At 69.5% G+C, this 26,869-nt stretch carries 29 protein-coding genes and 1 riboswitch; of the genes, 13 read left to right on the plus strand and 16 right to left on the minus strand.

Annotated features, from left to right (window positions below; translation table 11 throughout):
- Positions 1 to 29: 29 nt before the first annotated feature.
- The 13 genes from KL771_RS23130 to KL771_RS23190 all read right to left on the minus strand — a co-directional run bounded on the left by KL771_RS23130 (position 30) and on the right by KL771_RS23190 (position 12,659).
- Positions 30 to 1,139: a 5-methyltetrahydropteroyltriglutamate--homocysteine S-methyltransferase gene (locus KL771_RS23130; RefSeq protein ID WP_261970878.1), complete on the minus strand. Its 1,110-nt coding sequence runs from the start codon at positions 1,137 to 1,139 to the stop codon at positions 30 to 32.
- Between the two features lie 54 nt (positions 1,140 to 1,193).
- Complete coding sequence (locus KL771_RS23135; protein ID WP_261970879.1) at positions 1,194 to 1,925, minus strand: ABC transporter ATP-binding protein; 732 nt, start codon at positions 1,923 to 1,925, stop codon at positions 1,194 to 1,196.
- Positions 1,918 to 2,670 (minus strand): ABC transporter ATP-binding protein, encoded by a 753-nt coding sequence (locus KL771_RS23140; protein ID WP_261970880.1) that lies wholly within the window; start codon positions 2,668 to 2,670, stop codon positions 1,918 to 1,920. Before KL771_RS23140 ends, KL771_RS23135 begins: the two co-directional genes overlap by 8 nt.
- Before the next feature lies 1 nt (position 2,671).
- Positions 2,672 to 3,736 (minus strand): branched-chain amino acid ABC transporter permease, encoded by a 1,065-nt coding sequence (locus KL771_RS23145; RefSeq protein ID WP_261970881.1) that lies wholly within the window; start codon positions 3,734 to 3,736, stop codon positions 2,672 to 2,674.
- A 16-nt stretch (positions 3,737 to 3,752) separates the two neighbouring features.
- On the minus strand, positions 3,753 to 4,607 hold the full coding sequence (locus KL771_RS23150; protein ID WP_261970882.1) for a branched-chain amino acid ABC transporter permease: 855 nt from the start codon (positions 4,605 to 4,607) through the stop codon (positions 3,753 to 3,755).
- Positions 4,608 to 4,764: 157 nt separating this feature from the next.
- On the minus strand, positions 4,765 to 5,943 hold the full coding sequence (locus KL771_RS23155) for an ABC transporter substrate-binding protein (protein ID WP_261970883.1): 1,179 nt from the start codon (positions 5,941 to 5,943) through the stop codon (positions 4,765 to 4,767).
- Between the two features lie 162 nt (positions 5,944 to 6,105).
- A complete protein-coding gene (locus KL771_RS23160) occupies positions 6,106 to 6,864 on the minus strand; it encodes a GntR family transcriptional regulator (RefSeq protein ID WP_261970884.1) in 759 nt (252 codons plus the stop codon).
- Positions 6,861 to 7,838: a PDR/VanB family oxidoreductase gene (locus KL771_RS23165; protein ID WP_261970885.1), complete on the minus strand. Its 978-nt coding sequence runs from the start codon at positions 7,836 to 7,838 to the stop codon at positions 6,861 to 6,863. The genes KL771_RS23160 and KL771_RS23165 overlap by 4 nt, the downstream gene beginning before the upstream one ends.
- 4 nt (positions 7,839 to 7,842) lie before the next feature.
- Positions 7,843 to 8,925: an aromatic ring-hydroxylating dioxygenase subunit alpha gene (locus KL771_RS23170; protein WP_261970886.1), complete on the minus strand. Its 1,083-nt coding sequence runs from the start codon at positions 8,923 to 8,925 to the stop codon at positions 7,843 to 7,845.
- A gap of 260 nt (positions 8,926 to 9,185) precedes the next feature.
- The gene (locus KL771_RS23175; protein WP_390867533.1) at positions 9,186 to 10,358 is read right to left on the minus strand and encodes an ABC transporter substrate-binding protein; all 1,173 of its coding nucleotides are present in this window, start codon (positions 10,356 to 10,358) and stop codon (positions 9,186 to 9,188) included.
- Between the two features lie 62 nt (positions 10,359 to 10,420).
- A complete protein-coding gene (locus KL771_RS23180) occupies positions 10,421 to 10,753 on the minus strand; it encodes a YciI family protein (RefSeq protein WP_261970887.1) in 333 nt (110 codons plus the stop codon).
- The gene (locus tag KL771_RS23185; RefSeq protein ID WP_261970888.1) at positions 10,750 to 11,628 is read right to left on the minus strand and encodes a class III extradiol dioxygenase family protein; all 879 of its coding nucleotides are present in this window, start codon (positions 11,626 to 11,628) and stop codon (positions 10,750 to 10,752) included. Before KL771_RS23185 ends, KL771_RS23180 begins: the two co-directional genes overlap by 4 nt.
- Positions 11,628 to 12,659 carry an alpha/beta fold hydrolase gene (locus KL771_RS23190; RefSeq protein WP_261970889.1) on the minus strand — a complete coding sequence of 344 codons (1,032 nt, stop codon included), beginning with the start codon at positions 12,657 to 12,659 and terminating at the stop codon, positions 11,628 to 11,630. The genes KL771_RS23185 and KL771_RS23190 overlap by 1 nt, the downstream gene beginning before the upstream one ends.
- A gap of 224 nt (positions 12,660 to 12,883) precedes the next feature.
- Here KL771_RS23190 and KL771_RS23195 point away from each other — a divergent pair, with 224 nt between their 5' ends.
- The 6 genes from KL771_RS23195 to KL771_RS23220 all read left to right on the plus strand — a co-directional run bounded on the left by KL771_RS23195 (position 12,884) and on the right by KL771_RS23220 (position 18,296).
- The gene (locus KL771_RS23195) at positions 12,884 to 13,822 is read left to right on the plus strand and encodes a LysR family transcriptional regulator (RefSeq protein ID WP_261970890.1); all 939 of its coding nucleotides are present in this window, start codon (positions 12,884 to 12,886) and stop codon (positions 13,820 to 13,822) included.
- Positions 13,823 to 13,918: 96 nt separating this feature from the next.
- Positions 13,919 to 15,031 carry a 4-oxalomesaconate tautomerase gene (locus KL771_RS23200; RefSeq protein ID WP_261970891.1) on the plus strand — a complete coding sequence of 371 codons (1,113 nt, stop codon included), beginning with the start codon at positions 13,919 to 13,921 and terminating at the stop codon, positions 15,029 to 15,031.
- 33 nt (positions 15,032 to 15,064) lie between these two features.
- A complete protein-coding gene (locus KL771_RS23205; protein ID WP_261970892.1) occupies positions 15,065 to 15,787 on the plus strand; it encodes a PIG-L deacetylase family protein in 723 nt (240 codons plus the stop codon).
- Positions 15,784 to 16,476: a 4-carboxy-4-hydroxy-2-oxoadipate aldolase/oxaloacetate decarboxylase gene (locus KL771_RS23210; protein ID WP_261970893.1), complete on the plus strand. Its 693-nt coding sequence runs from the start codon at positions 15,784 to 15,786 to the stop codon at positions 16,474 to 16,476. The genes KL771_RS23205 and KL771_RS23210 overlap by 4 nt, the downstream gene beginning before the upstream one ends.
- 1 nt (position 16,477) lies before the next feature.
- Positions 16,478 to 17,356: an NAD(P)-dependent oxidoreductase gene (locus KL771_RS23215; protein ID WP_261970894.1), complete on the plus strand. Its 879-nt coding sequence runs from the start codon at positions 16,478 to 16,480 to the stop codon at positions 17,354 to 17,356.
- Positions 17,346 to 18,296 carry a catechol 2,3-dioxygenase gene (locus KL771_RS23220; RefSeq protein WP_261970895.1) on the plus strand — a complete coding sequence of 317 codons (951 nt, stop codon included), beginning with the start codon at positions 17,346 to 17,348 and terminating at the stop codon, positions 18,294 to 18,296. The genes KL771_RS23215 and KL771_RS23220 overlap by 11 nt, the downstream gene beginning before the upstream one ends.
- Here KL771_RS23220 and KL771_RS23225 read toward each other — a convergent pair.
- Complete coding sequence (locus KL771_RS23225) at positions 18,275 to 19,216, minus strand: LysR substrate-binding domain-containing protein (protein ID WP_261970896.1); 942 nt, start codon at positions 19,214 to 19,216, stop codon at positions 18,275 to 18,277. The genes KL771_RS23220 and KL771_RS23225 overlap by 22 nt on opposite strands.
- A gap of 176 nt (positions 19,217 to 19,392) precedes the next feature.
- On the opposite strand from KL771_RS23225, the gene pcaC reads away from it, so the two are divergent.
- The 7 genes from pcaC to KL771_RS23260 all read left to right on the plus strand — a co-directional run bounded on the left by pcaC (position 19,393) and on the right by KL771_RS23260 (position 23,781).
- Positions 19,393 to 19,770: a 4-carboxymuconolactone decarboxylase gene (pcaC, locus tag KL771_RS23230; protein WP_261970897.1), complete on the plus strand. Its 378-nt coding sequence runs from the start codon at positions 19,393 to 19,395 to the stop codon at positions 19,768 to 19,770.
- A 31-nt stretch (positions 19,771 to 19,801) separates the two neighbouring features.
- Positions 19,802 to 20,542, plus strand: a complete 741-nt coding sequence (gene pcaH / locus KL771_RS23235; RefSeq protein WP_261970898.1) for a protocatechuate 3,4-dioxygenase subunit beta — start codon at positions 19,802 to 19,804, stop codon at positions 20,540 to 20,542.
- Between the two features lie 3 nt (positions 20,543 to 20,545).
- On the plus strand, positions 20,546 to 21,172 hold the full coding sequence (gene pcaG / locus KL771_RS23240; protein ID WP_261970899.1) for a protocatechuate 3,4-dioxygenase subunit alpha: 627 nt from the start codon (positions 20,546 to 20,548) through the stop codon (positions 21,170 to 21,172).
- Between the two features lie 7 nt (positions 21,173 to 21,179).
- A complete protein-coding gene (locus KL771_RS23245) occupies positions 21,180 to 22,016 on the plus strand; it encodes a BKACE family enzyme (protein WP_261970900.1) in 837 nt (278 codons plus the stop codon).
- Positions 22,017 to 22,206: 190 nt separating this feature from the next.
- Positions 22,207 to 22,267: riboswitch (Fluoride riboswitch) on the plus strand.
- A gap of 98 nt (positions 22,268 to 22,365) precedes the next feature.
- Positions 22,366 to 22,740, plus strand: a complete 375-nt coding sequence (gene crcB / locus KL771_RS23250) for a fluoride efflux transporter CrcB (RefSeq protein WP_261970901.1) — start codon at positions 22,366 to 22,368, stop codon at positions 22,738 to 22,740.
- Positions 22,741 to 22,748: 8 nt separating this feature from the next.
- Entirely contained in the window at positions 22,749 to 23,186 is a 438-nt protein-coding gene (locus tag KL771_RS23255) for an EamA family transporter (RefSeq protein WP_261970902.1), read from the plus strand.
- A gap of 4 nt (positions 23,187 to 23,190) precedes the next feature.
- Positions 23,191 to 23,781 carry a cation transporter gene (locus tag KL771_RS23260; RefSeq protein WP_261970903.1) on the plus strand — a complete coding sequence of 197 codons (591 nt, stop codon included), beginning with the start codon at positions 23,191 to 23,193 and terminating at the stop codon, positions 23,779 to 23,781.
- Between the two features lie 32 nt (positions 23,782 to 23,813).
- Here the strand turns inward: KL771_RS23260 and KL771_RS23265 are convergent, their stop codons facing one another.
- Together KL771_RS23265 and KL771_RS23270 are read right to left on the minus strand one after the other, a co-directional pair.
- Entirely contained in the window at positions 23,814 to 24,881 is a 1,068-nt protein-coding gene (locus tag KL771_RS23265) for a Gfo/Idh/MocA family protein (protein WP_261970904.1), read from the minus strand.
- A 74-nt stretch (positions 24,882 to 24,955) separates the two neighbouring features.
- Complete coding sequence (locus tag KL771_RS23270) at positions 24,956 to 26,845, minus strand: bifunctional sugar phosphate isomerase/epimerase/4-hydroxyphenylpyruvate dioxygenase family protein (RefSeq protein WP_261970905.1); 1,890 nt, start codon at positions 26,843 to 26,845, stop codon at positions 24,956 to 24,958.
- Positions 26,846 to 26,869 lie beyond the last annotated feature (24 nt).

Below are 26,869 nucleotides of genomic sequence, written 5' to 3' on the forward strand. Positions count from 1 at the left end.
GTCCCGCCCCCAGTCCGTCGGTCTAACCCTCAGCCCCAGACCTCGCGGGCAATGTCGACGATCATGGCGAGCTTGGCCCATTGCTCGTCCTCGGCCAGGATGTTGCCCTCCTCGGTCGAGGCGAAGCCGCATTGCGGGGAGAGGCAGAGCTGGTCGAGGGAGACGTAGCGGGCCGCCTCGTCGATGCGGCGGCGGATGTCGTCCTTCTTCTCCAGCGTGCCGGTCTTGGAGGTGACGAGGCCGAGCACCACGAACTTGCCCTTGGGCAGGAAGCGCAGCGGCTCGAAGCCGCCGGCGCGGTCGCTATCCCATTCCATGAAATAGCCGTCGACCGGCATGGCGTTGAACAGCACCTCGGCGACCGGCTCGTAACCGCCCGAGGCGATGAAGGTGGAGCGGAAGTTGCCGCGGCACAGATGCATCGTGATGGCGAGGTCGGCCGGCTTGGCCGCGAGCGCCGTCCGGACCATGCCGGCATAGATGTCCGGCTGCCGGTCGGGGTCGTCGCCGCGCGCGCGCAGCATCTCGCGCTGCTCGGGATCGCACAGATAGGCAAACGAGATGTCGTCGAGCTGCAGGTAGCGGCAGCCGGCCGCGTAGAAGCTGTCGACGGCACCCCGATAGGCCGTGCCGACATCGTTGTAGAAGCCGTCCATGTCGTCGTAGATGCCGGGATTCATCATCTTCCGGCCGCCGCGATAGTGCAGCATGCTCGGACCCGGAATGGTCATCTTCGGCGTCGAGCCGGGGCCGACATGGTCGCGCAGGAAGGCGAAATGGTCGAGCATCGGGTGGGTGCCAGGCCAGCCGACCTTGCTGGTGATGCGCAGCGCCTTGGCGATGCCGACGCCGCCCTTGAAGTTCATGCCGGAATCGGCGGTGACCGAAGTGACGCCGTCGAGCCGTTCCAGGAAGTCGAAATGCCAGAAGGCGCGGCGGAACTCGCCGTCCGTGATGCCCTTCAGGCCGACCGCCTCCTGGCGGGCGATCAGCTTGACGATCTCGGCATCCTCGACGGCCTTCAGGCCGGCATCGTCGAGCGTGCCGGCGGCGTGGCTCTCGCGCGCGGCCTTAACCGGTGCGGTGCGTAGAAGGCTGCCGACCATGTCGGCCCGGAACGGCGGCGTCTGGCGTTGCATGCGATATCCTCCCTGTTTCGTTTTCTGTCGTGCGGATCCGATGGTTTCGGGCGGTCAATGCTGTCCGATACGGCCGGGCTTGCGGGCGGTCACGCCGAGATGCTGCTCCAGCGGCGCGGGATCGTCGATCAGCGTCCGGCTCGGCGCGGCATGCACGATGGCGCCGCGATCGAGGATGACGGCGTCGTCGGTCACGCCGAGGATCTTCTGGGCATGCTGCTCGACCACGATCGCCGCCATGCCCTCGTCGCGGATGATCCGCTTCAAGGCGGCAAGCAGTTCCTCGATGATGATCGGCGCCAGGCCCTCGGTCGGCTCGTCGAGCAGCAGCAGGCGCGGATTGAGCACCAGCGCGCGGCCGACTGCCAGCATCTGCTGTTCGCCGCCGGACAGCTGGTTGCCGAGATTGCGGCAGCGTTCCTTGAGGCGCGGGAACAGGCCGTAGACGCGATCGACCGTCCAGGCGCCCGGCCGCGCCACGGCGGTCAGATTCTCTTCGACCGTCAGCGACTTGAAGATGTTGCGCTCCTGCGGCACCCAGCCGATGCCGGCATGGGCGCGCCGGTCGGGCCGGAGCCCCGTGATGTCCTTTCCGCCGAGCGCGATCCGGCCGCCGCGATGGCGGGTGACGCCCACGATCGTGTTGAGCAGCGTCGTCTTGCCGGTGCCGTTGCGGCCGAGCACGGCGAGCGCGCGGCCCTCGCCAAGGGTCAGGTCGATGCCGGAAATGACCAGCGCCTCGCCATAGCCGGCGGCGACCCGGTCGAGCCGCAGAAGATCAGCCATCCAGGCTCTCCCCGAGATAGACGGCGCGCACGCGCGGGTCGTTGGCGACCTCCGCGACGCTGCCTTCCGTGAACAGCGCACCGTTGACCAGCACCGAGATGCGGTCAGCGAAAGAGAAGACGAGGTCCATGTCGTGCTCGATCAGCAGCACCGACACGTCGCGCGGCAGGGCCGCGACGGTGGCGAGCAGTTCCTGGCGCTCGGCCTCCGGCACGCCGGCGGCGGGTTCGTCGAGGAGCAGCACGCGCGGCCGGCACGCGAAGGCGACGGCGATCTCCAGGAGCCGCTGCTTGCCGTAGGCGAGCGTCCGGGTCGGCTCGCCGAGCACCTCGGTCAGCCGGAAGCGCTCGGCGATCTCCAGGATCTCGTCGGTGACGGCCGCCTTGCTGCCAACCACCCGCCACCAGTCGCGCCCGGACCCCATCCGCTCGGAGACGGCAAGGCCGATCGTCTCCAAAGGCGTCATGGTCGGGAACAGCTGGTTGATCTGGAAGGTGCGCGACAGGCCGCGGCGGACGCGCAGGTCGGAGCGGAGCCGGGTCACGTCGGCGCCTTCGAGCAGGATCTGCCCGGCCGATGGCGGCAGGACACCGGTCAGGAGGTTGACGAAGGTGGTCTTGCCGGCCCCGTTCGGGCCGATCAGGGCATGGCGGGCGCCGGTCTCCAGGCGGAAATCGACATGGTCGGTGGCGATCAGGCCGCCGAAGCGGCGCACCAGGCCGCGGGTTTCCAGGGCGGGGGCCATCTCAGCGCTCTCCGGAGGCGGGGGTGGCGTGGGGTCCGCCGGCGGGTCCGGCCCCGCCGGCGGGCCCGGTCGCGCGGGCGCGCCAGGCGGCGGTGAGCCGGGCGGTCAGGCGGTCTCGGTCGGCCAGGACCAGGATGATCAGGATCAGGCCGATCCAGAACAGCCAGTATTGCGGCGTGATGCTGGCGAGCATGTCCTGCAGGAGCTTGAAGACGACCGCGCCGACCAGCCCGCCGTAGAGATAGCCGGTGCCGCCGATGACCAGCACGAGGAGCACGTCGGCGGAGCGGTGGAAGGCGATCACGTCGAGCGAGACGAACTGGGTCGTCTGGGCGAGCAGCGCGCCGGCCACGCCCGCATAGGCGGCCGACAGCGTGTAGACCGCGATCAGCCGGGCATTGACCGGGATGCCGACCGCCCGTGCCCTCAATGAATTGTCGCGGATGGCGCGCAGCGACAGCCCGAAGGGCGAGACCACGATGCGCCGTGCGATCACGAACAGCACGAAGGTCACGACGAGGCTGTAGACATAGGCGGTGGTGCCGAAGATGTCGAACTCGAAGCGGCCGAGGATCGCCGGCATGATCACGCCCTGCAGGCCGTCGGCGCCGCCGGTCAGCCAGGCCATCTGGTTGGCGACCTCCGCGAGGATCAGGGCCACGCCGAGGGTGACCATCAGGCGGGTCAGATCCGCACCGCGCAGCACCAGGAAGCTGGTCACCCAGCCGAGCGCCGCGGCGGTCGCGGCCGCGCCGACGAGCCCGATCACGGGGTCGAGCGCGAAATGCTTGGCGATCAGCCCGGCCGTGTAGGCGCCGAGCCCGAAGAAGGCGGCATGGCCGAGCGAGACGATGCCGGCATAGCCGAGGATCAGGTCGAGCGAGACGGCGAACAGGCCGATGATGGCGATCTCGTTCAGGATCAGGTGCCGGTCCGGCAGGAGCCAGATCGAGGCGAGCGCGGCGAGCCAGAACAGGATCTCCGGCACCCGCCAGCGGCCGCGCCGGGCGAGGGTGCGGGCGACGATGCCGCTCTGGACGAAGCTGTCGGCGGAGGCGTGCGACATGGTGCGGTCCCTGGACTCAGCGGGCGCGGGCGAACAGACCCTGCGGGCGCAGGACCAGGACCACGATCATGAGCGAATAGATGACGAAGGCGCCGAAGCTCGGCACGTAGTACTTGCCGGCCACGTCGGCGACGCCGAGGAGGATCGAGGCCAGGAATGGCCCGGTCAGGCTGGTGGTCCCGCCGACGGTGACCACGATCAGGAAGTAGATCATGAATTTCAGCGGGAAGGTCGGATCGAGGCCGAGGATCTCCGCCCCCAGCGCGCCGCCGAGGCCGGCGAGGCCGGAGCCGAACGCGAAGGTGATCGCGAAGATGGCCGAGACGTTGATGCCGAGGCCGCGGGCGACGCGCGGATCGTCCACAGCCGCACGCAGCCGGCTGCCGAAGCGGGTCTTGGCCAACACCAGCTGGAGGGCGACCACCAGCACGCTGCAGACCACGATGATGAAGCTGCGGTAGAGGCCGACCTGGACGCCGAGAATGTCGACCCGGCCCTTCAGCCAGGACGGCAGCGTCACGAATTGCTGCTGCGATCCCATCGTCCAGTCGACCGCCGCCACCGCCATGAAGACCAGGCCGATCGAGAACAGCACCTGGTCCAGGTGGTTGCGGTGATAGAGGCGGACATAGAGGGTCCGTTCCAGCACCAGCCCGATCGCGGCGGGTACCAGGAAGGCGAAGGGCAGGGTGGCCAGGAAGGGCAGGCCCCAGCGGTTGATCAGGATCGCGGTGACGTAGCCGCCCGCCATGGCGAAGGCGCCATGGGCGAGATTGACGAAGTTCATCAGCCCGAGCGTGATCGCCAACCCGCAGGCGAGCACGAAGAGCAGCATGCCGTAGGCGACGCCGTCGAACAGGATGGTCAGCACCGGAAGCCTCCGCACGGGGCAGGAGGGGCGCCGCCGGTCCGGCCGGGGCGCCCGTCTGGGGGGGATCGGGACGGATGCTTGCATCCAGCCCGAACCGGGTGGCGGGGCGGATCGATCCGGCGGCGGACGGCCGGCGCCGGATGTCGGCCCGCTCGGATCAGTTGGCCTTGGCGGCCTTGACCGGATCCTTGACGTTCGGGATGGTCGCGAACTCGACATTGTAGAGTTCGCCGTCGACCTTCTCGACCTTGCGGATATAGACGTTCTGGATGATGTCGCGGGTCTGCGGGTCGATCGAGACCGGGCCGCGCACGCTGGTCCAGGCCATGCCCTTGATGGCGTTGACCAGGGCCTCGCCGCCGGCGCCGTTGGTCTTCTTCAGGCCCTCGTAGATCACATGCATGCCGTCATAGCCGCCGACGCCCATGAAGTTCGGGCGGAAACCGGCCGTCTTCTTGAAGGCGGCGACGAAGGCCTTGTTCTCGGCACTGTCGTGGACGGCCGAATAGTGGTGTGAGGTGACCACGCCGAGCGCGGCGTCGCCCATGCCGTTGAGGAGATCGTCGTCGGTCACGTCGCCGGTGCCGATCAGCTTGATGCCGCTCTTGTCGAGGCCGCGTTCGGTGAACTGGCGCATGAACTGCGCGCCGTAGCCCGACGGCACGAACACGAACAGGGCATCCGGCTTGGCGTCGGCGACCTTCTGCAGGAAGGGCGAGAAGTCCGGATTGGCGAGCGGGACGCGCAGGTTCTCGACCGTGCCGCCGGCCTTGGTGAAGGTCGCCGTGAAGGTCTTCTCGGCGTCGATGCCCGGACCGTAGTCGGTGACCAGCGTGACGACCTTCTTCATGCCGTTGGCCGAGGCCCATTCGGCCATCGGCTGGGTCGCCTGCGGCAGCGTGAAGCTGGTGCGGACGATGAACGGCGAGGCCTCGGTGATGGTTGCGGTGGCGGCGGCCATGACGACCTGCGGCACCTTGGCCTGGGTGGCGAGCGGGGCGACCGAGAGGGCGAGCGGGGTCAGGCCGAAACCGGCGACGGCACCGACCTTTTCGTTGACGATCAGCTCCTGCGCGAGGCGCTTGGTCACGTCGGCGACGCCGGTATCGTCCTTGACGATCAGCTGCACCTTGCGGCCGGCGACGGTGTCGCCGTTCTGGGCGATGTAGAGCTTCACTGCGGCTTCGATCTGCCGGCCGGTCGAGGCCGAGGCGCCGGTCATCGGCAGGATCAGGCCGATCTTGAACGTCTCCTGCGCCCGGGCGCCGGGCGTGGTGCCGGCGAGGCCGGCGGCGGCGAGACCGGCGGCGAGCGCCAAAAGGGTTCTGCGGTGCATGCGTGTCCTCCTTGGTTGTCGTTGCCGCTTCGGCCTTCGCGACGGCTTGTGCCGCTTCTTGGCCGGCCCGGAGGGTCGGCAGGATGTCCCTTGTAGAATAGTGCCGGACCGGCTCGCCAGGGCGTATCGATCGGTCGGCCGATTCCCGCCACCCAATTCGGGCTAGGCCTCCGCCCTCCGGATCAGCGCGGCGCCCGGGACGAGCGCAAGGTTGCGCTGGTCGGCGAAGGCGCGTTCGAGATTGCGGTGGGCGATGCGCGCATGCTCGCGCATGATCGCCTCCGCCCGGCTGCCCTCGCGATGTTCGATCGCCGCGATGACGCAGCGGTGCTGGTCCTGCGCGATGGTCAGGATATGGTGGGATTCCGGCGATCGGGTCTGCACCGGCACCAGGGCGCTCGGCGAGGCGAAGGGCAGCGCGCTCGCTCGCTCGATCTGCCGCGCCAGCGCGGTGCTGCCCGCCATGGCGATGACCAGGGCATGGAAGCGGGCATTGAGTTCGACATAGAGCGACACGTCGATCTCGATCGTCTCGCGCCGGACCACGGTATCGAGTTCGGCCAGCAGGGCCCTTGCCTCGCGCAGCTGCGCCGGACGCACGCCGCGTTCGGCGGCCAGCCGTGCCGCCAGCCCCTCGAGCGTGCCGCGGATCTCGATCGCCTCGGCGAAGTCGCGCTCCGAGAAGGCCTTCACGGCGAAGCCGCCCGACGGCAGGGCCTCGAGCAGGTCCTCCTGTTCGAGGCGCACCAGCGCGGCCCGGATCGGGGTGCGCGACATGCCCAGCCGGTCGACCATCTGCAGTTCGGACACGCGCTCGCCCGGCCGCAACTCGCCCTGCACGATCAGATCGCGCAGCAGAAGCTGCGCCTTCAGCGTCTGCGACGGCGACTTTTCGACGGCCGGGATCGCGGCACGGGTCATGGCGCCATCCTGTCCGCCGTGTCGACCGTGATCGATCCGCCGGCCATGCGCGAGACGCAGGTGCACAGCTTGGCGTCGCTGGCCTTCTCCTCGTCGGAGAAGAACACGTCGCGATGGTCGACGATGCCGTCCTTGTCGAGGATCTTCAGCGCGCAGAGCCCGCATTCGCCGCGCCGGCAATCCGAGATCATCTCCACCCCGGCGGCCTCCAGGGCGTCCAGTATGGAAGCGTTCGGTGGCACCTCGATCTCGCGACCGAGCCGCGGGATGCGCACCGTGAAGCCCGTCGTGGCGAAGCGCCCGCTCGACCCGAAGGTCTCGAAGCGCAGGCCGCCGACCGGCCGCCCGCTCGCCGCCCAGGCGAGCTTGGCGTCCTCCAGCATGCCGATCGGGCCGCAGACATAGAGCTCGCCGCCCGGGGCCAGCCGCTCGATCTCGGCCGCGAAACCGATCCGGCGGCCCTCGTCGGAGACGAAGCATTCCAGCCGGCCGCCGATCCGCTCGGCGAGATCGTCGGCGAGCGCCAGGTCGGCCCGGCCGCGCGCGCCGTAGAGCACGCGGAACGGCACGCCCGCGTCCTGGAGCGCCAGCGCCATGGTGTAGATCGGCGTGATGCCGATGCCGCCGGCGACCAGCAGGTAGTCGGGCCGGTGCGGCGACAGGGCGAAGTGGTTGCCGGGCGTCGACACCGCCAGCCGGGCGCCGGGCGAGAGGCTCCACATATAGGCCGAGCCGCCGCGGCTCTCGGGGAGGCGCTTGACGGCGATCCGGTAGCGGCCGTCCTGGCAGGCGCCGACCACCGAATAGGAGCGCCGGTCGGCGCGCTCGCCGATCTGGACCGCGACATTGATGTGGCAGCCCGGGGCCGGCGGCACGAAGGCGCCGTCGGTCTCGATCTCGAACAGGCGGATGTCGGGCGTCAGGTCGCGCGCGGCGGCGAGGCGCGCCGCACGCCATTCGATCGTCTCGGCCATCGGCTCACTCCGCCGCCACGCCGGGACGGAAGGCCGAACCGGGGCTTTCGGCCTCGATCATGTGGTCGATCAGGCGCCGCGCCCAAAGCGCGCCGGCATCGATGTTGAGATTGTAGAAGGGCATGCGCGGATTGCGGTCGATCGCCTTCTGCTGCGCCTCCAGGACCTCGAAATCCTGGTCGTAGAGCCCCTTGCCGTCGTTGACATGGGCCTTGGTGAGGGCCGCCGTCAGGGCCGCATCGTCCTTGTGGAAGGTGCGCACGAAATTCCAGTGATAATGGCAGGTGGTCTCGGTCTCGGGCGTGATGGCGGCCAGGAAATGGCCGTTGACGCCCTGCCGGCGGTCGCCGTCGGGCGCGCCGGTGCCGTGCACGGCCACGCCGACATCGCCGGAGATGATGGTCGGGGCCTGGAAGGTGATGATCTGCCAGCGGTCGACGCGGCTGCCGGGCCGGCCGAGCTGCTTCTCCCAGAAGGGCGGCGGCTCGATGTCGATCATCCAGCGGGTCAGCGTCGCGGAACGGTCCGTGTGGGTCACGTCGAACGGCGTCGCCGTGATGGCGTCGTCGCCGATCGAGCCGGCATGGACATAGGTCTCGTGGGTCAGGTCCATCAGGTTGTCGATGACCAGCCGGTAGTCGCACTTCATCGAATAGAAGGTGCCGCCTTCGCCGATCCATTCGGTGCCGTCGTTCCAGTGGAAATCGGGCATCTTGGCAGGGTCGGCCAGCGCCGGATCGCCCGGCCAGACCCAGATCATGCGGTGGCGCTCGACCACCGGGAAGGCGCGCACGCAGGCCGACGGATTGATCGTCTTCTGCGCCGGCATGTAGGTGCAGCGGCCGCCGGCGTCGAAGACCAGACCGTGATAGCCGCAGACCACCTCGTCGCCGCGCAGATGGCCCATCGAGAGCGGCAGCAGGCGGTGCCAGCAGGCATCCTCCAGCGCCACCGCGGTGCCGTCGCCCTTGCGGTAGAGCACCATGTCCTTGCTGCAGACCGTGCGGGCGGTCAGGTCGCGTTTGACCTCGTGGGCCCAGGCGGCGGCGTACCAGGCATTCAACGGGAACGTCTTGGTCTCGGTCATTGTCGTTCCTCCCTGGTCAGGGACTGTATACAGACATTGGAAAAATTCAACGGAAATTGCGGGTTTTTACGCAGGGTGCGACGCCTTGTCAGCGGCTTCGGCGGCGTTCCTGTGTACAGGTCGATTCGGATATGGAGAGACCACTCCGCCGGCTGGCGAAGGGCAGGGCAGTCCCGCGATATCGGGTCCGGCGGCAGCCGGCGGGTGGAAGGGTCGGGCCCATGGGCCCGACCCTGTCGCGTCGCGGCGGAAGCGGCCGATCAGTTGGCCTTGGCGGCCTTGACCGGGTCCTTGACGTTCGGCGTGGTGGCGAATTCGACGTTGTAGAGCTCGCCGTTCACGCGGGCGACCTTGCGGACATAGATGTTCTGGACGATGTCGCGCGTCTGCGGATCGATCGAGACCGGGCCGCGCGGGCTCGTCCAGCTCATGCCCTTCATGGCAGTCACCAGGGCCTCGCCGCCGGCGCCGTTGGTCTTCTTGAGGCCCTCGTAGATCAGGTGCATGCCGTCATAGCCGCCCATGGCCATGAAGTTCGGGCGGAACCCAGCCGCCTTCTTGAAGGCCTCGACGAAGGCCTTGTTCTCGGCGCTGTCATGCGCCGCCGAATAGTGGTGCGAGGTGACCACGCCGAGCGCCACGTCGCCGACGCCGTTGAGGAGATCGTCGTCGGTGACGCTGCCCTCGGCGATCAGCTTGATGCCGCTCTTGTCCAGGCCGCGTTCGACGAACTGGCGCATGAACTGGGCGCCGACGCCGGACGGCACGAAGGCCAGCAGAGCATCCGGCTTGGCATCGGCGACCTTCTGCAGGAAGGGCGCGAAGTCCGGATTGGCGAGCGGCACGCGCAGGTTCTCGATGGTGCCGCCGGCCTTGGTGAAGGTCTCCGAGAAGGACTTCTCGACATCGATGCCGGGGCCGTAGTCGGAGACGATCGAGACCACCTTCTTGATCTCGTTCTTGGCCGCCCATTCGGCCAGCGGCACGGTCGCCTGCGCGGCGGTGAAGCTGGTGCGCACCACGAAGGGCGAGGCCTCGGTGATGATCGAGGTCGCGGCCGCCATGACCACCTGCGGGGTCTTCGACTGGGTCGCCAGCGGGGCGGTGGCGAGCGCCAGCGGCGTCAGGCCGAAGCCCGCCAGCACCGAGACCTTCTCGTTGACGATCAGTTCTTGCGCCATGCGCTTGGTCACGTCGGCGACGCCGGTGTCGTCCTTGACGATCAGCTGCAGCTTCTTGCCGGCGACGGTATCGCCGTTCTGCGCCATGTAGAGCTTGACCGCGGCGTCGATCTGGCGCCCGGTCGAAGCGAAGGGACCGGTCAGCGGCAGGATCAGGCCGATCTTCACGGTCTCTTGCGAGTGCGCCGGCATGGCGGCGAGGCCGACCGCGAGGGCGGCCACGCCGGTCTTGAGCAGGGTCCGTCTGTGCATCGTCTTCCTCCCGATGGGGCCGGTCCGGAGCGTGCCGGCCGGCTTGGTTCCGGTTTTCGTGCTCAGGCGGCGCGCGGCGTCATCGGATCGATCCGATGCGCCTGGAACTGCGCTGAGAGCGGCGTGATCTCGATCGTCTCGACGAGGCCCGCCAGGGCATAGGGATCGGCTGCCGCGAAGGCCTGCGCGGCCTCGCGCGAGGCGGCCTCCAGGATGCCGAAATTGCCGGTCGGGCTGGCGCCGTCCTCGTCCGTCGTGGCGCTGCCGACCAGCACGCGGGCGAGCCCGCCGCCGCCCGAGGCGACATGGGCGCGGTGCGCATCGCGATGGGCGGCGCGGAGCGCGTCCAGGCCGGGCCGGTGCCGGCAGACCATCAGCCAGAAGGTCGTGGTCATGCGGCCTGCGCCTCCGGGTCGGCAGCCTCGGCCGTGGCGGCATTCTCCATCAGGATCATGCCGGCGCCGGTCATCGAGGCCGGCACGAAATAGTGGGTGTGGCGGACGACCACGTCGCGGTCCATCGCGCCGCGCATGACCAGCCACATCATCAGCTCGGCGCCTTCGCTGCCGAACATCTCGACGTAGCGCTCGCGCGACATGGCGGCGAGCCGGTCCGGATCGGTCGCGATGTCCTTCAGGAAGGCCCGGTCCGCCTCCGGATTGACGAAGCCGGCGCGCGAGCCCTGCAGCTGGTGCGACAGGCCGCCGGTGCCGATCACCACGACGCGCTCGTCGCCCGGCCAGGACTCGATCGCCTGGCGCAGCACGCGGCCCATCTCGTAGCAGCGGCTCGGCAGCGGGATCGGGTACTGGATCACGTTGACGAAGATCGGCACCACCCGGACCGGCCAGGCCTCGGGGCGGCCGAAGAACAGCTCCATCGGCACCTGCAGGCCGTGATCGACCTCGATCTCCTGGCAGATCATCGGGTCGAAGCGATTGTCGACCAGCGTGTCGATCAGGTGCCAGGAGAAATCGGCCGCGCCCTCGAAGGGCGGGATCGGGCGCGGTCCCCAGCCCTCGTCGACCGGGCGGTATTCCTCCGCGCAGCCGACCGCGAAGGTCGGCACGCGGTCGAGAAAGAACGAATTGCCGTGATCGTTGAAGATCACCACAGCGATGTCGGGCTTGGCGCGGGCGATCCACTCCTTGGCCGGAACATAGCCGTCGAAGAACGGCTTCCAGGCGTCCGTGCCGGCCAGGCCCTTGTCGATCGCGGCGGCGATCGAGGGCACATGCGAGGTGCCGAGACCTCCGATCAGCTTGGCCATTATCGCTTCCCCAGTCGCTCGCGCAGGAACGTGTCGTGGTCCATGCCGGCCTGATGCGCCCCGATCTCGGTGATGCGGACCGGGTCCACGGCGGAAATCTTGAGAATGAAGAAGAGGTTGCCGCCGAGGCGGACCATCTCGCGCCAGTCGCGCGCCATGACCGCCCGCTTCTCCTCGGCGGAGAGGCCGAAGCGGTCCAGATAGGCCTCCTCGCCGGCCAGGAAGGCGGCGCGGTTGTCGGCCTTCGACAGCCCCATCGCCATCTTGTTGATGCGGTAGCCGCGCCGCGAGCGGGCGCGGTCGAACAGCGGCACGGCCGGGATGGTGTCGGCAGGCGTCTCAGGCAGGCCCAGGAACCGGAGTAGGGCGGCGGTTACCTGCGCGGGCTGCTCGGCCGGGGTCATGTGGCCGCTGTCCTCGATGACGACCAGTTCGGCGCCCGGGATCGCGGCGGCGATCTCCTGGTTCTGGGCGAGCGGGCTCCAGCGGTCCTGCCGGCCGACCATGACCAGGGTCGGGCAGCCGATGGCGCCCAAATGCGGCAGCGCGTCGGGCCGGTCGAGCAAGGCGCGGATCTGGCGCCGATGCTGCTCCGGCGTGGCGCGCAGCACCATGGCGGTGAGCGGCGCCATCAGTGTGGCATCGGCGGTGCGGTCCTCGTGCACCATCGGCGGCAGCCAGCGCTCGGCCAGCGCCGCCATGCCGTCGCGGTCGGCGAGATCGACCAGCACCTGCCTGATCGCCTCCTCGCCCTCGCGGCGCGGCCGCGCACCGGTATCGAGCAGGACCAGCCGGGCGATCCGCTCCGGCGCCCGGCGCACCATCTCCAGTGCGACCCGCCCGCCCATGGAATGGCCGACCGCGACGATCGGTCCGTCCTTGAGCGCCAGCGCCGCCTCGGCCATGGCGCCGATCGAGTCCAGCTGCGAGAAATCGGCCACCGCGACGTCGGCATGGGGCTGAAGCGCCGCGATCTGGCCGCTCCACATGCTCGCGTCACAGAGAAGGCCCGGTAGAAGGACGATCTGCACGGCGTTTCATCCCAGGAAAGCGCTGTCGTTGCTTTCGGAGCGGGGCCAGGATCGGTCGCCGCGGCCGCCGTATCGGCGCCATGCTCCGTCCCGCCCGGTCCGGCTCTTCCGGCCGGTCCTCCGGCGGTTAGATGGTGGAATGCGGACAAATGAAGCAAATGGTTTGTTTTGTGGCTTTCATGAAATAGATTCATAGGAACCATCGACCGTAACGGAATGCCGTCATGCGCATCGACTTTCTCGGCCTGCATGCCTTCCTGGCCATCGCCGAACGCGGCAGCTTCCAGCAAGCTGCCGCGCATCTGAACCTATCGCAGACGGCGCTCAGCCACCGCATGCGCAAGCTCGAGGACGATCTCGGCGTCCGGCTTCTCGCGCGCACCACCCGGGAGGTGGCGCTGACGCCGGCCGGGCTCGACCTGCTGCCGCGCGTCAAGGCGACCATCGAGGGCCTGGCGGCCTCGCTGGAAGACCTGCGCGGCACCGGCAAGGCACGCCAGGAACGCATCGCCGTCGGCTGCCTGCCGACCATCGCGGCCGGGCGCCTGCCGGCCGTGCTGATGCGCTTCCGCCGTGCCCATCCGGACGTGACCGTCCAGGTCCACGACAATTCCGCCTCCGAGATCGCCCGCCATGTCGCCGAGGGCACGATCGAGTTCGGCATCACGCTGCTCGCAGCGCATCGCTGGGATTTCGAGGTCGAGCTTCTGGCCCGCGAGCCCTTCGTGCTGGTCTGCCGCGCCGACCATGCCTTCGCGGCGCGGCCGACTGCCAGCTGGGCCGAACTGGAGGGCGTGCCGCTGATCCGCATCAGCCAGCAGACCGGCAACCGCATGATGATCGACGATGCGCTCGGCAGCCGGCGCGAACAGCTGTCCTGGCGCTACGAGGTGCAGCATGTGGCGACCGCCATCGCGCTGGTCCGCGCCGGGCTCGGCATGACCGTCGTGCCCCGCCTCGCCCTCGACACGCTCGACCGCGGCGACCTGCATGTCATGCGCCTGCGCAATCCGGGCGTCACCCGCCAGATCGGCATCGTCTCGCGCCGGGCTGCGCCGCTGTCGCCGCTGGCCGAGGAGCTGCGCCGCTACGTGGTCGAGGAGTTCAGCCCGAATGCCGCCGACAGCGACGAGGACGAGGCGGGCGGGACGACGCATACCTGAATCTCATTCATGAAAGGCGCCAAACAAAGCATTTGCTGCATGACGCATCCGGGCTCAGAACTCCTCTCCGTCACAACGAGGTTCGGGAGGAGAGCCATGCAACCGCGCGTCCCCTGCATGCTGATCCGGGGCGGAACCTCGAAGGGCGCCTATTTCCTCGCTGCCGACCTGCCCGCCGACCCGGCCGCGCGCGACCGGCTGATCCTCTCGGTGATGGGCTCGCCCGACAGCCGGCAGGTCGACGGGCTCGGCGGTGCCCATCCGCTGACCAGCAAGATCGCCATCGTCGCGCGCTCGACGAAGCCGGGCGCGGACATCGAATTCCTGTTCGGCCAGGTCCTCGTCACCGAGGCGCGCATCGATTACACGCCCAATTGCGGCAACATCCTCGCCGGCATCGGCCCCTTCGCGATCGAGCGCGGTCTGATCGCCGCCGCCGACGGCCGCACCACCGTCCGGGTGCTGACGCTGAACACCGGCACGCTGGCGGAACTGACCGTCGAGACGCCGAACCGGCGCGTGCGCTATGGCGGCGCGGCGCGGATCGACGGCGTGCCGGGCACGGCGGCGCCGATCGCGGTCGCCTTCATGGATACCGAAGGCTCGGTCTGCGGTGCGCTCCTGCCGACCGGCCATGCCGTCGACCGGGTCGCAGGCGTCGACTGCACCCTGATCGACAACGGCATGCCGGTCGTGGTGCTCGCCGCCGAGTCCGTCGGGCGCACCGGCCTGGAGCCGCGCGATCTCCTCGACAAGGATACCGAACTCAAGGCGCGGCTGGAGGCGATCCGGCTCGAGGCCGGCCGGCTGATGGGGCTCGGTGACGTGTCCAAGAAGGTCGTGCCGAAGATGTGCCTGGTCTCGCCGCCGGCCGCCGGCGGCACGCTGAATACGCGCAGCTTCATCCCGCATGAGTGCCACGCCTCGATCGGCGTCTTTGCCGCCGTCAGCGTCGCCACCGCCGCCATGCTGCCGGGCAGCCCGGCCGCGGCGGTCGCCCAGGTCCCGGCGGGTGCCGACAAGACGCTCTCGATCGAGCATCCGACCGGCGAATTCAGCGTCGTCCTGACAGTCGGCGGCAGCCCGGAGGCGCCGGTCGTCGAGCGCGCCGGCCTGCTGCGCACCGCGCGCCTGCTGTTCGACGGCATCGCCTTCGCGCATGAGGACCTCGCCGAGGCCGCCGCCGTGCCGGCCCGCGACGCCGCCTGATCCCGCTTCGTTTTCACGTCCACAGAGGGTTCCATGGCCACCGACAAGACCGGCCTCGTCGTCACCGCCCATCCGGGCGATTTCGTCTGGCGCGCGGGCGGCGCGATCGCGCTGCATGCCGCCCGGGGCTACCGGATGAAGATCGTCTGCCTGTCCTTCGGCGAGCGCGGTGAGAGCCAGTGGGCCTGGAAAAAGGGCGACGTTTCGCTCGCCGAGGTCAAGGCGCAGCGCCGCGACGAGGCCGAGCGCGCCGCCGCCACCCTCGGTGCCGAGATCGAGTTCTTCGATGCCGGCGACTATCCGCTACACCCGACGCCCGCCATGCTCGACCGGCTGGTCGACATCTATCGCGACCTCAAGCCGGCCTTCGTGCTGACCCACTCGCTCGAAGACCCCTACAATGTCGACCACCCCGAGGCGACCCGCTTCGCCCAGGAGGCGCGCATCATCGCCCAGGCGGCCGGCCACAAGCCGAGCCCGGACCTCGCCTATTCGGCCCCGCCGGTGTTTCTGTTCGAGCCGCACCAGCCCGAGCAGTGCAACTACAAGCCGAACGTGATCCTCAATATCGACGAAGTCTGGGAGATCAAGCGCAAGGCCTTCGAGGTGCTCGCCGCCCAGAAACATCTCTGGGAATACTATACCCGCGTGGCGCTCAACCGCGGCGTTCAGGGTGGGCGGAACTCCGGCAAGGCCATGACCTATGGCGAGGCCTATCAGCGCATCTTCCCCGAAATCGTCGAGGTGCTGGCATGAAGCCCGTCGTCGTCACCGGCGCCCCGCGCACAGACCTGGCGGTGGTTAACCGCCTCGCCGTGCTCGGCGTCGCCACCGCCCATGAGGCGCTCGGCCGCTCCGGGCTGCTAAAGCCCTATATGCGGCCGATCTGGCCCGGCGCGGCGATCGCCGGCAATGCGGTTACGGTGCTCGCCCAGCCCGGCGACAACTGGATGATCCATGTCGCGGTCGAGCAGTGCCAGCCCGGCGACGTGATGGTGGTCGCCTGCACGGCGGACAATACCGACGGCATGTTCGGCGACCTGCTCGCCACGGCGCTCAAGGCGCGCGGCGTGATCGGCCTGATCATCGATGCCGGCTGCCGGGACGTGGCGACCCTGACCGAGATGGGCTTCCCGGTCTGGTCGCGGGCGGTTTCCGCCAAGGGCACCGTCAAGGCGACCCTCGGCGCCGTCAACGTGCCGGTCGTCTGCGCCGGCGCACTGGTCAAGCCCGGCGACGTGATCGTGGCCGACGACGACGGCGTCCTGGTCGTGCCGCGGCGCGAGGCCGAGGCGACGGCGGCCGCCGGCGAGGCGCGTCTCGCCAACGAGGCCTCCAAGCGCGAAAAGCTCGCCGCCGGCGTGCTCGGCCTCGACCTCTACGGCATGCGCGAGCCGCTGGCCAAGGCCGGCCTGACCTATGTCGCCTGGACCCCGGAGGACTGACATGACCGAGCGCATCGCGCTGATCGGCTTCGGCGAGGTCGGCCGGCTGTTCGCCCGGCAATGGATCCGGCAGGGCGTCGCCGTCACGGCCTATGACCGGCTGTTCGACGATCCCGCGCGCGGGGCTGCCCTGAAGGCCGATGCGGCTGCGCTCGGCGTGACCGTGGCGCCCGACCATGCCGGCGCCTGCCGCGGCCAGCCGCTCGTGATCTCCGCCGTCACCGCCGACCAGGCCGTGACGGCTGCCCGGCAATGCGCCCCGGCCCTCGCGCCCGGCCAGACCTATGTCGACCTCAACTCCGTCTCGCCGTCGACCAAGGCCGAGGTCGCGGCGGTGCTCGATCCCAGCGGGGTCGATTTCGTCGAATGGGCCGTGATGGCGCCGGTCGCCGAGCCGGGCATCGCCGTGCCGATCCTGGCCGGGGGCCCACGTGCCGCCGCATGGGCCGAGCGCCTCAACCCGCTCGGCATGCGCATCGATGCCGTCGCCGACCGCATCGGCGTCGCCTCGGCCACCAAGCTGTGCCGCTCGATCGTCATCAAGGGCATGGAGGCGCTGATGGTCGATCTCGCTGCGGCGGGTTCGGAACATGGCGTGTTGCCGGCCGTGCTGGCCAGCCTGACCGCCTCCTATCCGGGCATGGACTGGGCGCAGATCCTCCGGATCATGCCGACCCGCGTCGCCCGCCACGGTGTGCGCCGGGCCGCGGAAATGCGCGAGGTCGCGGTGATGATGCGCGAGGCCGGCCTGTCCGGCGCGCTCGCCGAGGCGATTGCGGTGCGCCACGAGACCTTCGCGGCCGCCGCCCGGGCCGCCGAGGCGCCGGCCCCGTCCCCGCCCTCGTCCCTATCGGAGCGGAGCCCCGCCCATGTCGCCTGAACCGATCCTCGACATCGCCCATCTCGGCCATCTCGAACTCCTGACGCCGAAGCCGCAGGAAAGCCTGGACTTCTTCGTCGATGTGATGGGCATGACCGAGAGCGGCCGCTCCGGCGACAGCGTCTACCTGCGCGGCTGGGACGACTACGAGTATCACACGCTCAAGCTGACGGCGTCGGCGAAGCCCGGCATGGGCCATATGGGCTTCCGCGCGCGCAGCCCGCAGGCGCTGGAGCGGCGCGTGGCGGCCCTGAAGGACACCGAATTCGCGATCGGCTGGACCGACGGCGACAACGGCCACGGCCCGGCCTTCCGCTGCCGCGATCCGGACGGCCATGTCATCGAGCTCTACTACGAGACCGTCCGCTACGAGGCGCCGCCGGCGCTCAGGCCCGCGCTCAAGAACCAGGCCCAGCGCTTCCCGGCGCGCGGCTGCAACGTGCGCCGGCTCGACCACCTGAATTGCCTCGCCCGCGACATCGCCGCCAACCGGGTATTTTTCGAGACTTATCTCGGCTGCCGGCTGACCGAGCAGATCGTGCTCGACAGCGGCATCGAGGCCGGCATGTGGATGACCTTCACGAACAAGAGCTACGATTTCGCCTATACGCGCGACGCGACCGGCTCGATGGGGCGCTTCCACCACCTGACCTATGCGGTCGACAGCCGCGAGGACATCCTGCGCGCCGCCGACATCTTCCTGGAGGCCGGCGTGCCGATCGAATCCGGCCCGCACAAGCATGCCGTCCAGCAGACCTTCTTCCTCTATGTCTTCGAGCCCGGCGGCAACCGCGTCGAGATCGCCAATGCCGGCGCGCGGCTGATCCTGGCGCCGGACTGGAAGCCGGTCGTGTGGACCGAGACCGAGCGCAAGAAGGGCCAAGCCTGGGGCCTGAAGACCGTAGAGAGCTTCCACACCTACGGCACACCGCCGGTCTGATCCGTATCTCCGCCCTGCAGCCGGCGGCCGAGATCGCGGGTCAATTGGATCAGGAGATCGAGGCCGGGGCGGTCGGCGCCGGCCTGGCGGGTGGTCATGCCGACCGAGCCGGACAGGAAGCGCGCGCCGGTCGGGATGGCGACGAGATCGCCGCGCGCCAGATCCTCGGCGATCACCCCGGCCGAGATGAACCAGACCGCGTCGGAGCCGAGCAGCAGGCCGCGCCCGACCGCCAGCGAGACCGTCTCGAACACCGGCACCACCCCGCCGAGGCCGTGGGCGGCCAGATAGTCGGCGACCGGGCGGCGGATGATCGCGCCTGCCGGCGGCAGGATCAGCGGCGACCGGCGCAGCACGTCTCGTGCCGGCAGGCCGGCGAGCGGGTGGCCGGCGCGGGCGCAAAGCAGGATCTCCTCTTCGTAGAGATGTTCGAAAGTCAGGCCGGCCATCTCGGCGGCCTCCGGCATGCGCCCGACCATCAGGTCGATGGCGCCGTCGCGCAGGCGGCGCAGCAGGTAGGTGTTGGGGCCGGTCTCGACCGACAGCACGATGCCGGCCCGCAGCGCCCCGAAACGCAGCGCCACCCGGGGGAACAGCCGCGCCGCGACCGTCGGCAGCACGCCGACCTCGATCCGCCCGCCGGCCGTCGCCGGGGCGAGCGCCGCCGCGCCCGCCTCCAGGGCCTCGACGCCGGCCGCCGCATGGCGGCGGAACAGGCGGCCGGCCTCGGTCAGCGCCAGCCCGCGGCCCTGGCGCAGGAATAGGGGTTGGCCGAGCATGGCTTCCAGCTCGCCGAGGCTGCGCGACAAAGCCGGCTGGGTCAGGCGCCGCGCGCGGGCCGCCGCCGACAGGCTGCCCTCGTCGGCGATCTCCAGGAAGGCGCGGATATGGCGCAGCTTGATGCCCGGATGCATAACCATTTCGGTATGGATCGCACCTCAGTTTGCAGTATCGCGGGAGCTTTGACTGTGGAAGGTTATAGGTGACCGTGCGCGGCGGCAAGGATGGGAGGCCGTCGCCGGTCAGGGACGGGACCGGGCAGCGGGGCGCGCGGGGGCGTGTCGCGCGGTCCGGCCGATCGGGAGGAGGGCGCGTGATGTCGGATACGGTTCAGAAGGCGATGGCGACGCGGCGACGCGTGCTGGGCGATGCCCATGTCGATCGTGCCGAGGCCATGAAGACCGCCTTCGACGAGCCGTTCCAGGCCCTGATCACCGATGCGGCCTGGGGGCATGTCTGGTCGCGCGACACCATCTCGTTGCGCGAACGGTCGATGCTGACCATTGCGCTTCTGGCCGGGCTCGGCAACGATCACGAGCTCGCCATGCATATCCGCGCCACGGCCCGGACGGGGGCCAGCCGGGAGGACGTGATGGAGGCGCTGCTGCATGTCGCCATCTATGCCGGCGTGCCGCGCGCCAACCACGCCATCAAGATCGCCCGCGAGACCTTTGCCGAAATGGAGAAGGCGTGACGCACGCCCAAGCTCCGACGGGGGAAACGACATGTTGAGGAACGACAAGCCGAGACCCGGCGAATTCTTCCAGCGCGATCGGAACCTGCATCCGCCGCAGTATACGCCGATCTACAAGACCAGCGTGGCGCGCTCGCCGCGCTATGCGCTGCTTTCGCTTGAAAATACGATCTCCGAGATCACCGGGCCGGTGTTTGGGCACAACGACATCGATCCGATCGACAACGACCTGATCAAGAACTACGCCAAGACCGGCGATCCGATCGGCGAGCGGATCATCGTCCATGGCCGCGTGCTCGACGAGAGCGGGCGGGGCGTGCCGAACACGCTGGTCGAGATCTGGCAGGCCAATGCGGGCGGCCGCTACCGGCACAAGAAGGACACCTATCTGGCGCCGATCGACCCGAATTTCGGCGGCTGCGGCCGGACCCTGACCGACGAGAACGGCTTCTACTTCTTCCGGACCGTCAAGCCCGGCGCCTATCCCTGGCGCAACTACGTCAACAGCTGGCGGCCGGCGCATATCCACGTCTCGGTCTTCGGGACGAGCTTCGTGCAGCGGCTGATCACCCAGATGTATTTCGAGGGCGATCCGCTGATCAAGGTCTGCCCGATCGTCAATACGATCCCGGACCCCAAGGCCATCGACCAGCTGATCGCGCCGCTCGACATGAATGCCGCGATCCCGCTCGACTGCCTCGCCTACAAGTTCGACATCGTGCTCCGGGGCCGTCGCTCGACGCTCTTCGAGAACCGGCTGGAGGGCAATTGAGCCATGCCGCAATCGCTTGACTATTTGAGAGAAACCGCCTCGCAGACGGCAGGCCCCTATGTCCATATCGGGCTCGCGCCGGGCGCCGCCGGGTTCCAGATCTTCCGCCGCGAACTGGGCTGGGACATTGCCGGGCCGAACGCGCCGGGCGAGCGCATCCGTGTCGAGGGCATCGTCATCGACGGCACCGGATCGCCGGTCAAGGACGTGCTCATCGAGGTCTGGCAGGCGGATGCCAACGGCGTCCATGCCCATCCCGAGGACCAGCGGCGCGATCAGATCGCCGACGGTTTCCGCGGCTGGGGCCGGGTGATCACCGACTTCGAGACCGGACTTTGGGGTTTCGACACCGTCAAGCCGGGGCCGGTGGCGGGGCGGAACGGCAGCCGTCAGGCGCCGCACATCTCGCTCTGGATCGTCGCCCGCGGCATCAATATCGGTCTCCACACGCGGCTCTATTTCGACGACGAGGCGGACGCCAATGCGGCCGATCCGGTCTTGAATATGATCGAGCATGTCAACCGCCGGCAGACCCTGGTCGCCGCGCGGTCGGTCCGGGACGGCAAGCCGGTCTACCGCTTCGACATCCGCCTCCAGGGCGACAACGAGACCGTCTTCTTCGACCTCTGAGGGTACGATGTCCAATCCGTGCATCATCTGCGTGGCGATCACCGGCAGCCTGCCGACCAAGGACAACAATCCGGCAGTTCCGATCACGGTCGCCGAGCAGATCGAAAGTACCCACGAAGCTTTCGAGGCCGGCGCCAGCATCGCGCATTGCCATGTTCGCGACGACGACGGCAAGCCGACCTCCGACCCGGAGCGCTTCGCCCGGCTGAAGGAGGGGCTCGAGAAGCACTGTCCGGGCATGATCGTGCAATTGTCGACCGGCGGCCGCTCGGGCGCCGGCAAGGCGCGCGGCGGCATGCTGCCGCTTCGCCCCGACATGGCCTCGCTGTCGGTCGGCTCGAACAATTTCCCGACCCGGGTCTACGAGAACCCGCCCGATCTGGTCGACTGGCTGGCCTCGGAGATGCTCGCCTACGACATCAAGCCGGAGATCGAGGCCTTCGATCTCTCGCATATCGTCCAGGCGACCCGCATGGCGGCGGACGGCCGGCTGAAGGGGCCGCTCTATGTCCAGTTCGTCATGGGCGTGAAGAATGCGATGCCGGCCGACGAACCGATCTTCGATTTCTATATCGAGACCCTGAAGCGGCTGGCGCCGGATGCGCAGTGGTGCGCGGCCGGGATCGGGCCGAACCAGATCCTGATCAACGAATGGTCGATCGCCAAGGGCGGCCATACCCGCACCGGCATGGAGGACAATGTCCGCCTCGACCGCGACCGCCTCGCCCCCTCCAACGCCGCGCTGGTCCGGCGGGCCGTGGAGATCTGCGAGCGCCATGCCCGCCCGGTCGCCACCTGGCGCGAGGCCCGCGCCATCCTGGGCCTGCGTCCGGTCGCGGCGTGAGGTCCGGGCGCGCGCCGGCGCCGGATTGCAATGATCCTGGCGCCGTTGCCCTGCTGTTCGAATGATTTCGACGGCCGTTCGGACGACCTCGGCTCGGTATCCGGCTTCGGCGCGGACGTCTCGGCGGGCGCGCCGGGACGTGGGGTCAGAATGCCTTTGACAGCGAACTGCCGCCGCGTTTACGCTCTGCCCGTGTGATGGGGATGGAGCTCCCCGACAACCGCCGGAAGGCTGATAGCTCCTACTGCGAACGGGCCCGAACGGCCCGTCGCGGTGGGAGCGCGACCGAGCGAACCCGCCGTCGGCGGGTTTTTTGTTGCCCTTCGTCCCATTGAGCGAAAGGGTGACCATGAGCTACTGGATCGTCTTCCTGGGTGCCGGCATCGGCGGAGCCTGCCGGCACGGCGTCAACCAATGGGTCCTGCGCCTGCTCGGAAGCGGATTTCCATTCGGGACGCTGATCATCAACATCGTCGGGTCCTGCCTGATGGGGCTGGTCGCCGGCTACTTCGCCCTGCGCGGAGAGGCCCCGCAGGCCGTCCGCCTCTTCCTGACCACCGGGATCCTCGGCGGCTTCACGACCTTCTCGGCCTTCTCGCTCGACGCCGCGCTGCTCTACGAGCGGGGACAGTTCGCGGCCGCGCTCGGCTACGCCTTCGGCTCGGTCGTGCTGTCCATCCTGGGGCTTTTTCTCGGGCTCTTCGTGGTCCGGCAGATCTCGTGAGGCAACCAATGGCAGAGCTTCTCAAATCCTGGCAGGCCTGGGCCCTGCTGTCGGCGGCTTGCGCGGCCTTGACGGCGGTCTTCGCCAAGGTTGGCATTGCGTCGATCGGCTCGGACTACGCCACCTTCATCCGCACCGTCGTCATCCTGGCGGTGCTCGGCGCCCTCCTGACCGTCACCGGACAGTGGCAGGCGCCCTCGACGGTGTCGGCCCGGACATGGCTGTTTCTGGTCCTGTCGGGGATTGCCACCGGGGCCTCCTGGCTGTGCTACTTCCGTGCCCTGAAACTCGGCGACGCGGCGCGGGTGGCGCCGATCGACAAGCTCTCGGTGGTGCTGGTGGCGGTCTTCGGCGTCGCGTTCCTCGGCGAACGGCTTTCCGCCGCCAACTGGCTCGGCGTTGCGATGATCGCGGCCGGCGCCGTTCTCGTCGCGTTCAAGGGGTGATCGGATGGATGTGTTGGAGCCCGGGTTGCGCCGGGTCGTTGTCGTCGTCGCCTTGCTGAATCTCGGCTATTTCGGCGTCGAATTCGCCGCCGCCCTGGCCATCGGGTCGGTCTCGCTGTTCGCCGACAGCGTGGACTTCCTCGAAGATGCGGCGGTTAACCTGCTGATCGTCCTCGCACTCGGCTGGTCGGCGCAGGGCCGCGCCCGGATGGGCATGGCGCTCGCCGGTCTGCTGCTCGTTCCCGGCATCGCCACGCTCTGGACGGCCTGGGACAAGGTCCGGATGCCGGTCGCCCCCGACGCTCTGCCGCTCTCGGCGGCCGGCCTCGGCGCCCTGGCGGTCAATCTTACCTGCGCCTTTATGCTCGCCCGCTATCGTCACCACGGCGGCAGTCTGACTCGGGCGGCCTTTCTCTCGGCCCGCAACGATGCGCTCGCCAATGTGGCGATCGTGGCGGCCGGCTGCGTGACGGCCTTTCTTTGGCATTCCGCCTGGCCCGATCTGGTCGTCGGCCTGGCCATCGCGGCGATGAATGCGGATGCGGCCCGCGAAGTCTGGCAGGCCGCCCGTGCGGAACACCGCGCCCGGCCATGATGCGCGGCCTGCGATCCGCCCTGGTCCGCTGCCTACAGTTCCGGCCTGACCACCCCGCCCGCGGCCGCCGCCGCGCTGACCGCCAGGGTGGCGGCGAGCGTGCGGGCGGCCGAGCGGGCATCGACCAGCGGCCTGTCCTCACCGCGGATGACGGCCGTGAAGTGCTTCAATTGCAGGACGAGCGGATCGGCCTCCGGCGCGACCAGGCGGGTGGCGGCGATCGGATGGAACCAGTGCGGCGCGCCCTCGTGGCGCCAGAGTTCCAGGCGCGGCACCGACAGGGCCGCCTCGGTGCCGGCGATCAGGTAGCAGGCCTCGCCGGTCGCCGGATAGGCCTTGTTCTCGCCCGAGGTCAGCTCCCAGCTCCACGGCCCGACGGCGGTGTCGGACAGCGACAGCGTGCCGAGCGCGCCGCTCGCGAAGGTGAACAGCACCGCGGCGGTGTCCTCGACCGCGAAGCCGCGCGTGGCGTTGGAGGCGATCGCCTGGACGGCGACGATGTCGCCGCAGAGCGCGCGCAGATCGTCGACGACATGCACCAGGTTGATCAGGATCGGCCCGCCGCCGGGCTCGCGCCGCCAGGCGCCGGCGCCGTCGAAATAGCCGCTGTCGGGCTTGCGCAGCCAGGACAGGCCGTTGACGGCGACGATGCGGCCGAGCTGGCCGGAAGCGACGATGGCGCGAGCGCGCGCCGCGATCGGGCTGTGGCGGCGGTGGTGGCCGACCAGGACCGGGACACCGGCCCGCTCCGACGCCTCGGCGAGCTCGACCGCACCCGCGACCGTCTCGGCGATCGGCTTCTCGATCAGCACCGGCACGCCGGCCGCGATCGCCGCGAGACCGCCGGCGACATGGAGCTGGTTGGGCGTGGCCAGGATGGCTGCGTCCGGCCGGGCGCCGTCGAGGCCCTGGTCCAGGGTCTCGAACCACGGCACTCCGAGCGCGGCGGCATGGTCCCGGGCACTCGCCGAGGGATCGGCGATGCCGGCCAGCACGGTGTCCGGATCGGCGAGGATGCGGCCGATATGGGCGCGGCCGATCAGCCCGGCGCCGGCGACGAGGATGCGGACCGGCGGTCGGCCGGACGGGGCTGCGGTCATCGGCTCTCGGTCCTGTCCCTGTCCCTGTCTTCTTTCGCGGCCGTGCAACTGCGCGTCCCGGCGGCCTGCGGGGCTCAGCGCACCGGCATGCCGGACGGCCGCGCGGTGCGGCGCTGGGCGGCGGTGCGGAAGGGGGCGTTGGGGGCACCGTAGCCGGTATAGTCGCCGCGCCGCTCGACGATCTCGAAGAACAGGCCCTCGCCGAAGGCGCGTCCGTAGAGCTGGAAGAATTCCCCGCCGCGGTCGCGGTCATACATGATGCCGCCGGCCTTCAGCCGCGCCAGCAGGTCCGGGTCGAGGCCGAAGCGGGCGTCGAGATCGTCGTAATAGTTCGGGCCGATGTCGAGCACCGGGAAGCCGTGCTCGGCCAGCGCCGCGGCGGTGGCGAAGATGTCGTCGGTGGCGAAGGCGATGTGCTGCACGGCCGAGCCGAAGCTGTCGGAGATGAAGCGGCCGGCCTGGGTGCGGCTCGATTCCGCCCCGTTCAGCGTTACCCTCAGTGCGCCGCCGGCGGTCTCGATCGCCTGGCTGCGGACGAGGCCGTCCGGGTCGGCGACATCGACCATCGGTGCCTTCGCGGCCTCGAAGATCGCGGTGTAGAACAGGGCCCAGCTGAGCATCTCGGCATAGATCATGGTCTGGCCGATATGGTCGACGCGGGTCAGGCCGGCGCCGTGGAGCGGGCCGGGCCGGTCGAGGCGGAAATCCACCTCCCAGAGCCGTCCGAGATCGGACTTCGGATCGACGAAGCGCAACACGCTGCCGCCGACGCCGCGGATCGCCGGGATCTGCAATTCGCCGGGCGCGGTCGCCTGCTCGAACAGGTCGGTGCCGAGCGCGCGGGCGCGGGCGAGGGTCGCCGGGGCGTCGTCGACCCGGACCGCGATGTCGCTGACCGTGGTGCCATGGGTCACGAAGGCGCTGCGGGCGAAGCCGGTCTGCTCGGTGTTGAGCAGGATGTTGATCGCACCCTGGCGCCAGAGCGTCACCGCCTTGGAGACGTGCCGGCCGGCCGGCTCGAAGCCGAGGGCGGTCAGGAGCCCCGCCAGCTTGCCGGCATCCTCGCCGCCGGTGGCGAATTCGATGAACTCGATCGCCTGCGCATGGGCGCGCGGCGGCAGGGCCGGCAGATCGGCGACCACGGCCGGCTCGGCCCGGCGCACCCGGTCCATCAGATGGACGAGCGAGCGCCGCCCGTCGGCGGCGATCAGGCGCGGCAGGGCGGCGCGGTACTGGTCGTTGAAGATCTCCAGGCTGATCGGGCCGCGATAGCCGGTCGCCATCACGGCGCGCATGAAGCCGGTCACGTCGAGATCGCCCTCGCCCGGCATGTTGCGGAAGTGGCGCGACCAGTAGAGCAGGTCCATCGGGATGGCCGGCGCGTCGGCCAGCTGGATGAAGAAGATCTTGTCGCCGGGAATGCGCCGGATGGTGTCGGGCGGGATCTTGCGGCCGAGCGAATGGAAGCTGTCGAGAATCAGGCCGACCTGCGGATGGTCGGCGCGGCGGACGATCTCCCAGGCGTCGCGATGGTCGTCGACATAGCGGCCCCAGCACAGCGCCTCGAAGCCGATGCGCAGCCCGCGCCGGGCGGCGCGCTCGCCGAGTTCGTGGAAGTCGGCCGCGGCCCGGTCGATGCCGCCGAGCGCTTCCGGGTGGACCGAGGAGCAGACCAGCACCAGGTCGGTGCCGAGCTCCTGCATCAGGTCGAACTTGCGCTCGGCGCGGGCGAAGGCGCGCGTGCGCAGGGGCTCGGGCAGGCCCTCGAAATCGCGGAACGGCTGGAACAGCATGATTTCCAGCCCGTGGTCGCGCACCATGGCACCGACCTCGCGCGGGGAGGCGTCTGTGGCGATGAAATCCTGCTCGAAGATCTCGATGCCGTCGAAGCCGGCGCTCTGGATCGCCTTGAGCTTGTCCCGGAAGTCGCCCGAAATCGAGACCGTGGCGATGGATGTCTTCATCGGGTCGCTCCCGCACGCCGAAAC

Source organism: Prosthecodimorpha staleyi (assembly GCF_018729455.1).
Taxonomy (GTDB): Bacteria; Pseudomonadota; Alphaproteobacteria; order Rhizobiales; family Ancalomicrobiaceae; genus Prosthecodimorpha; species Prosthecodimorpha staleyi.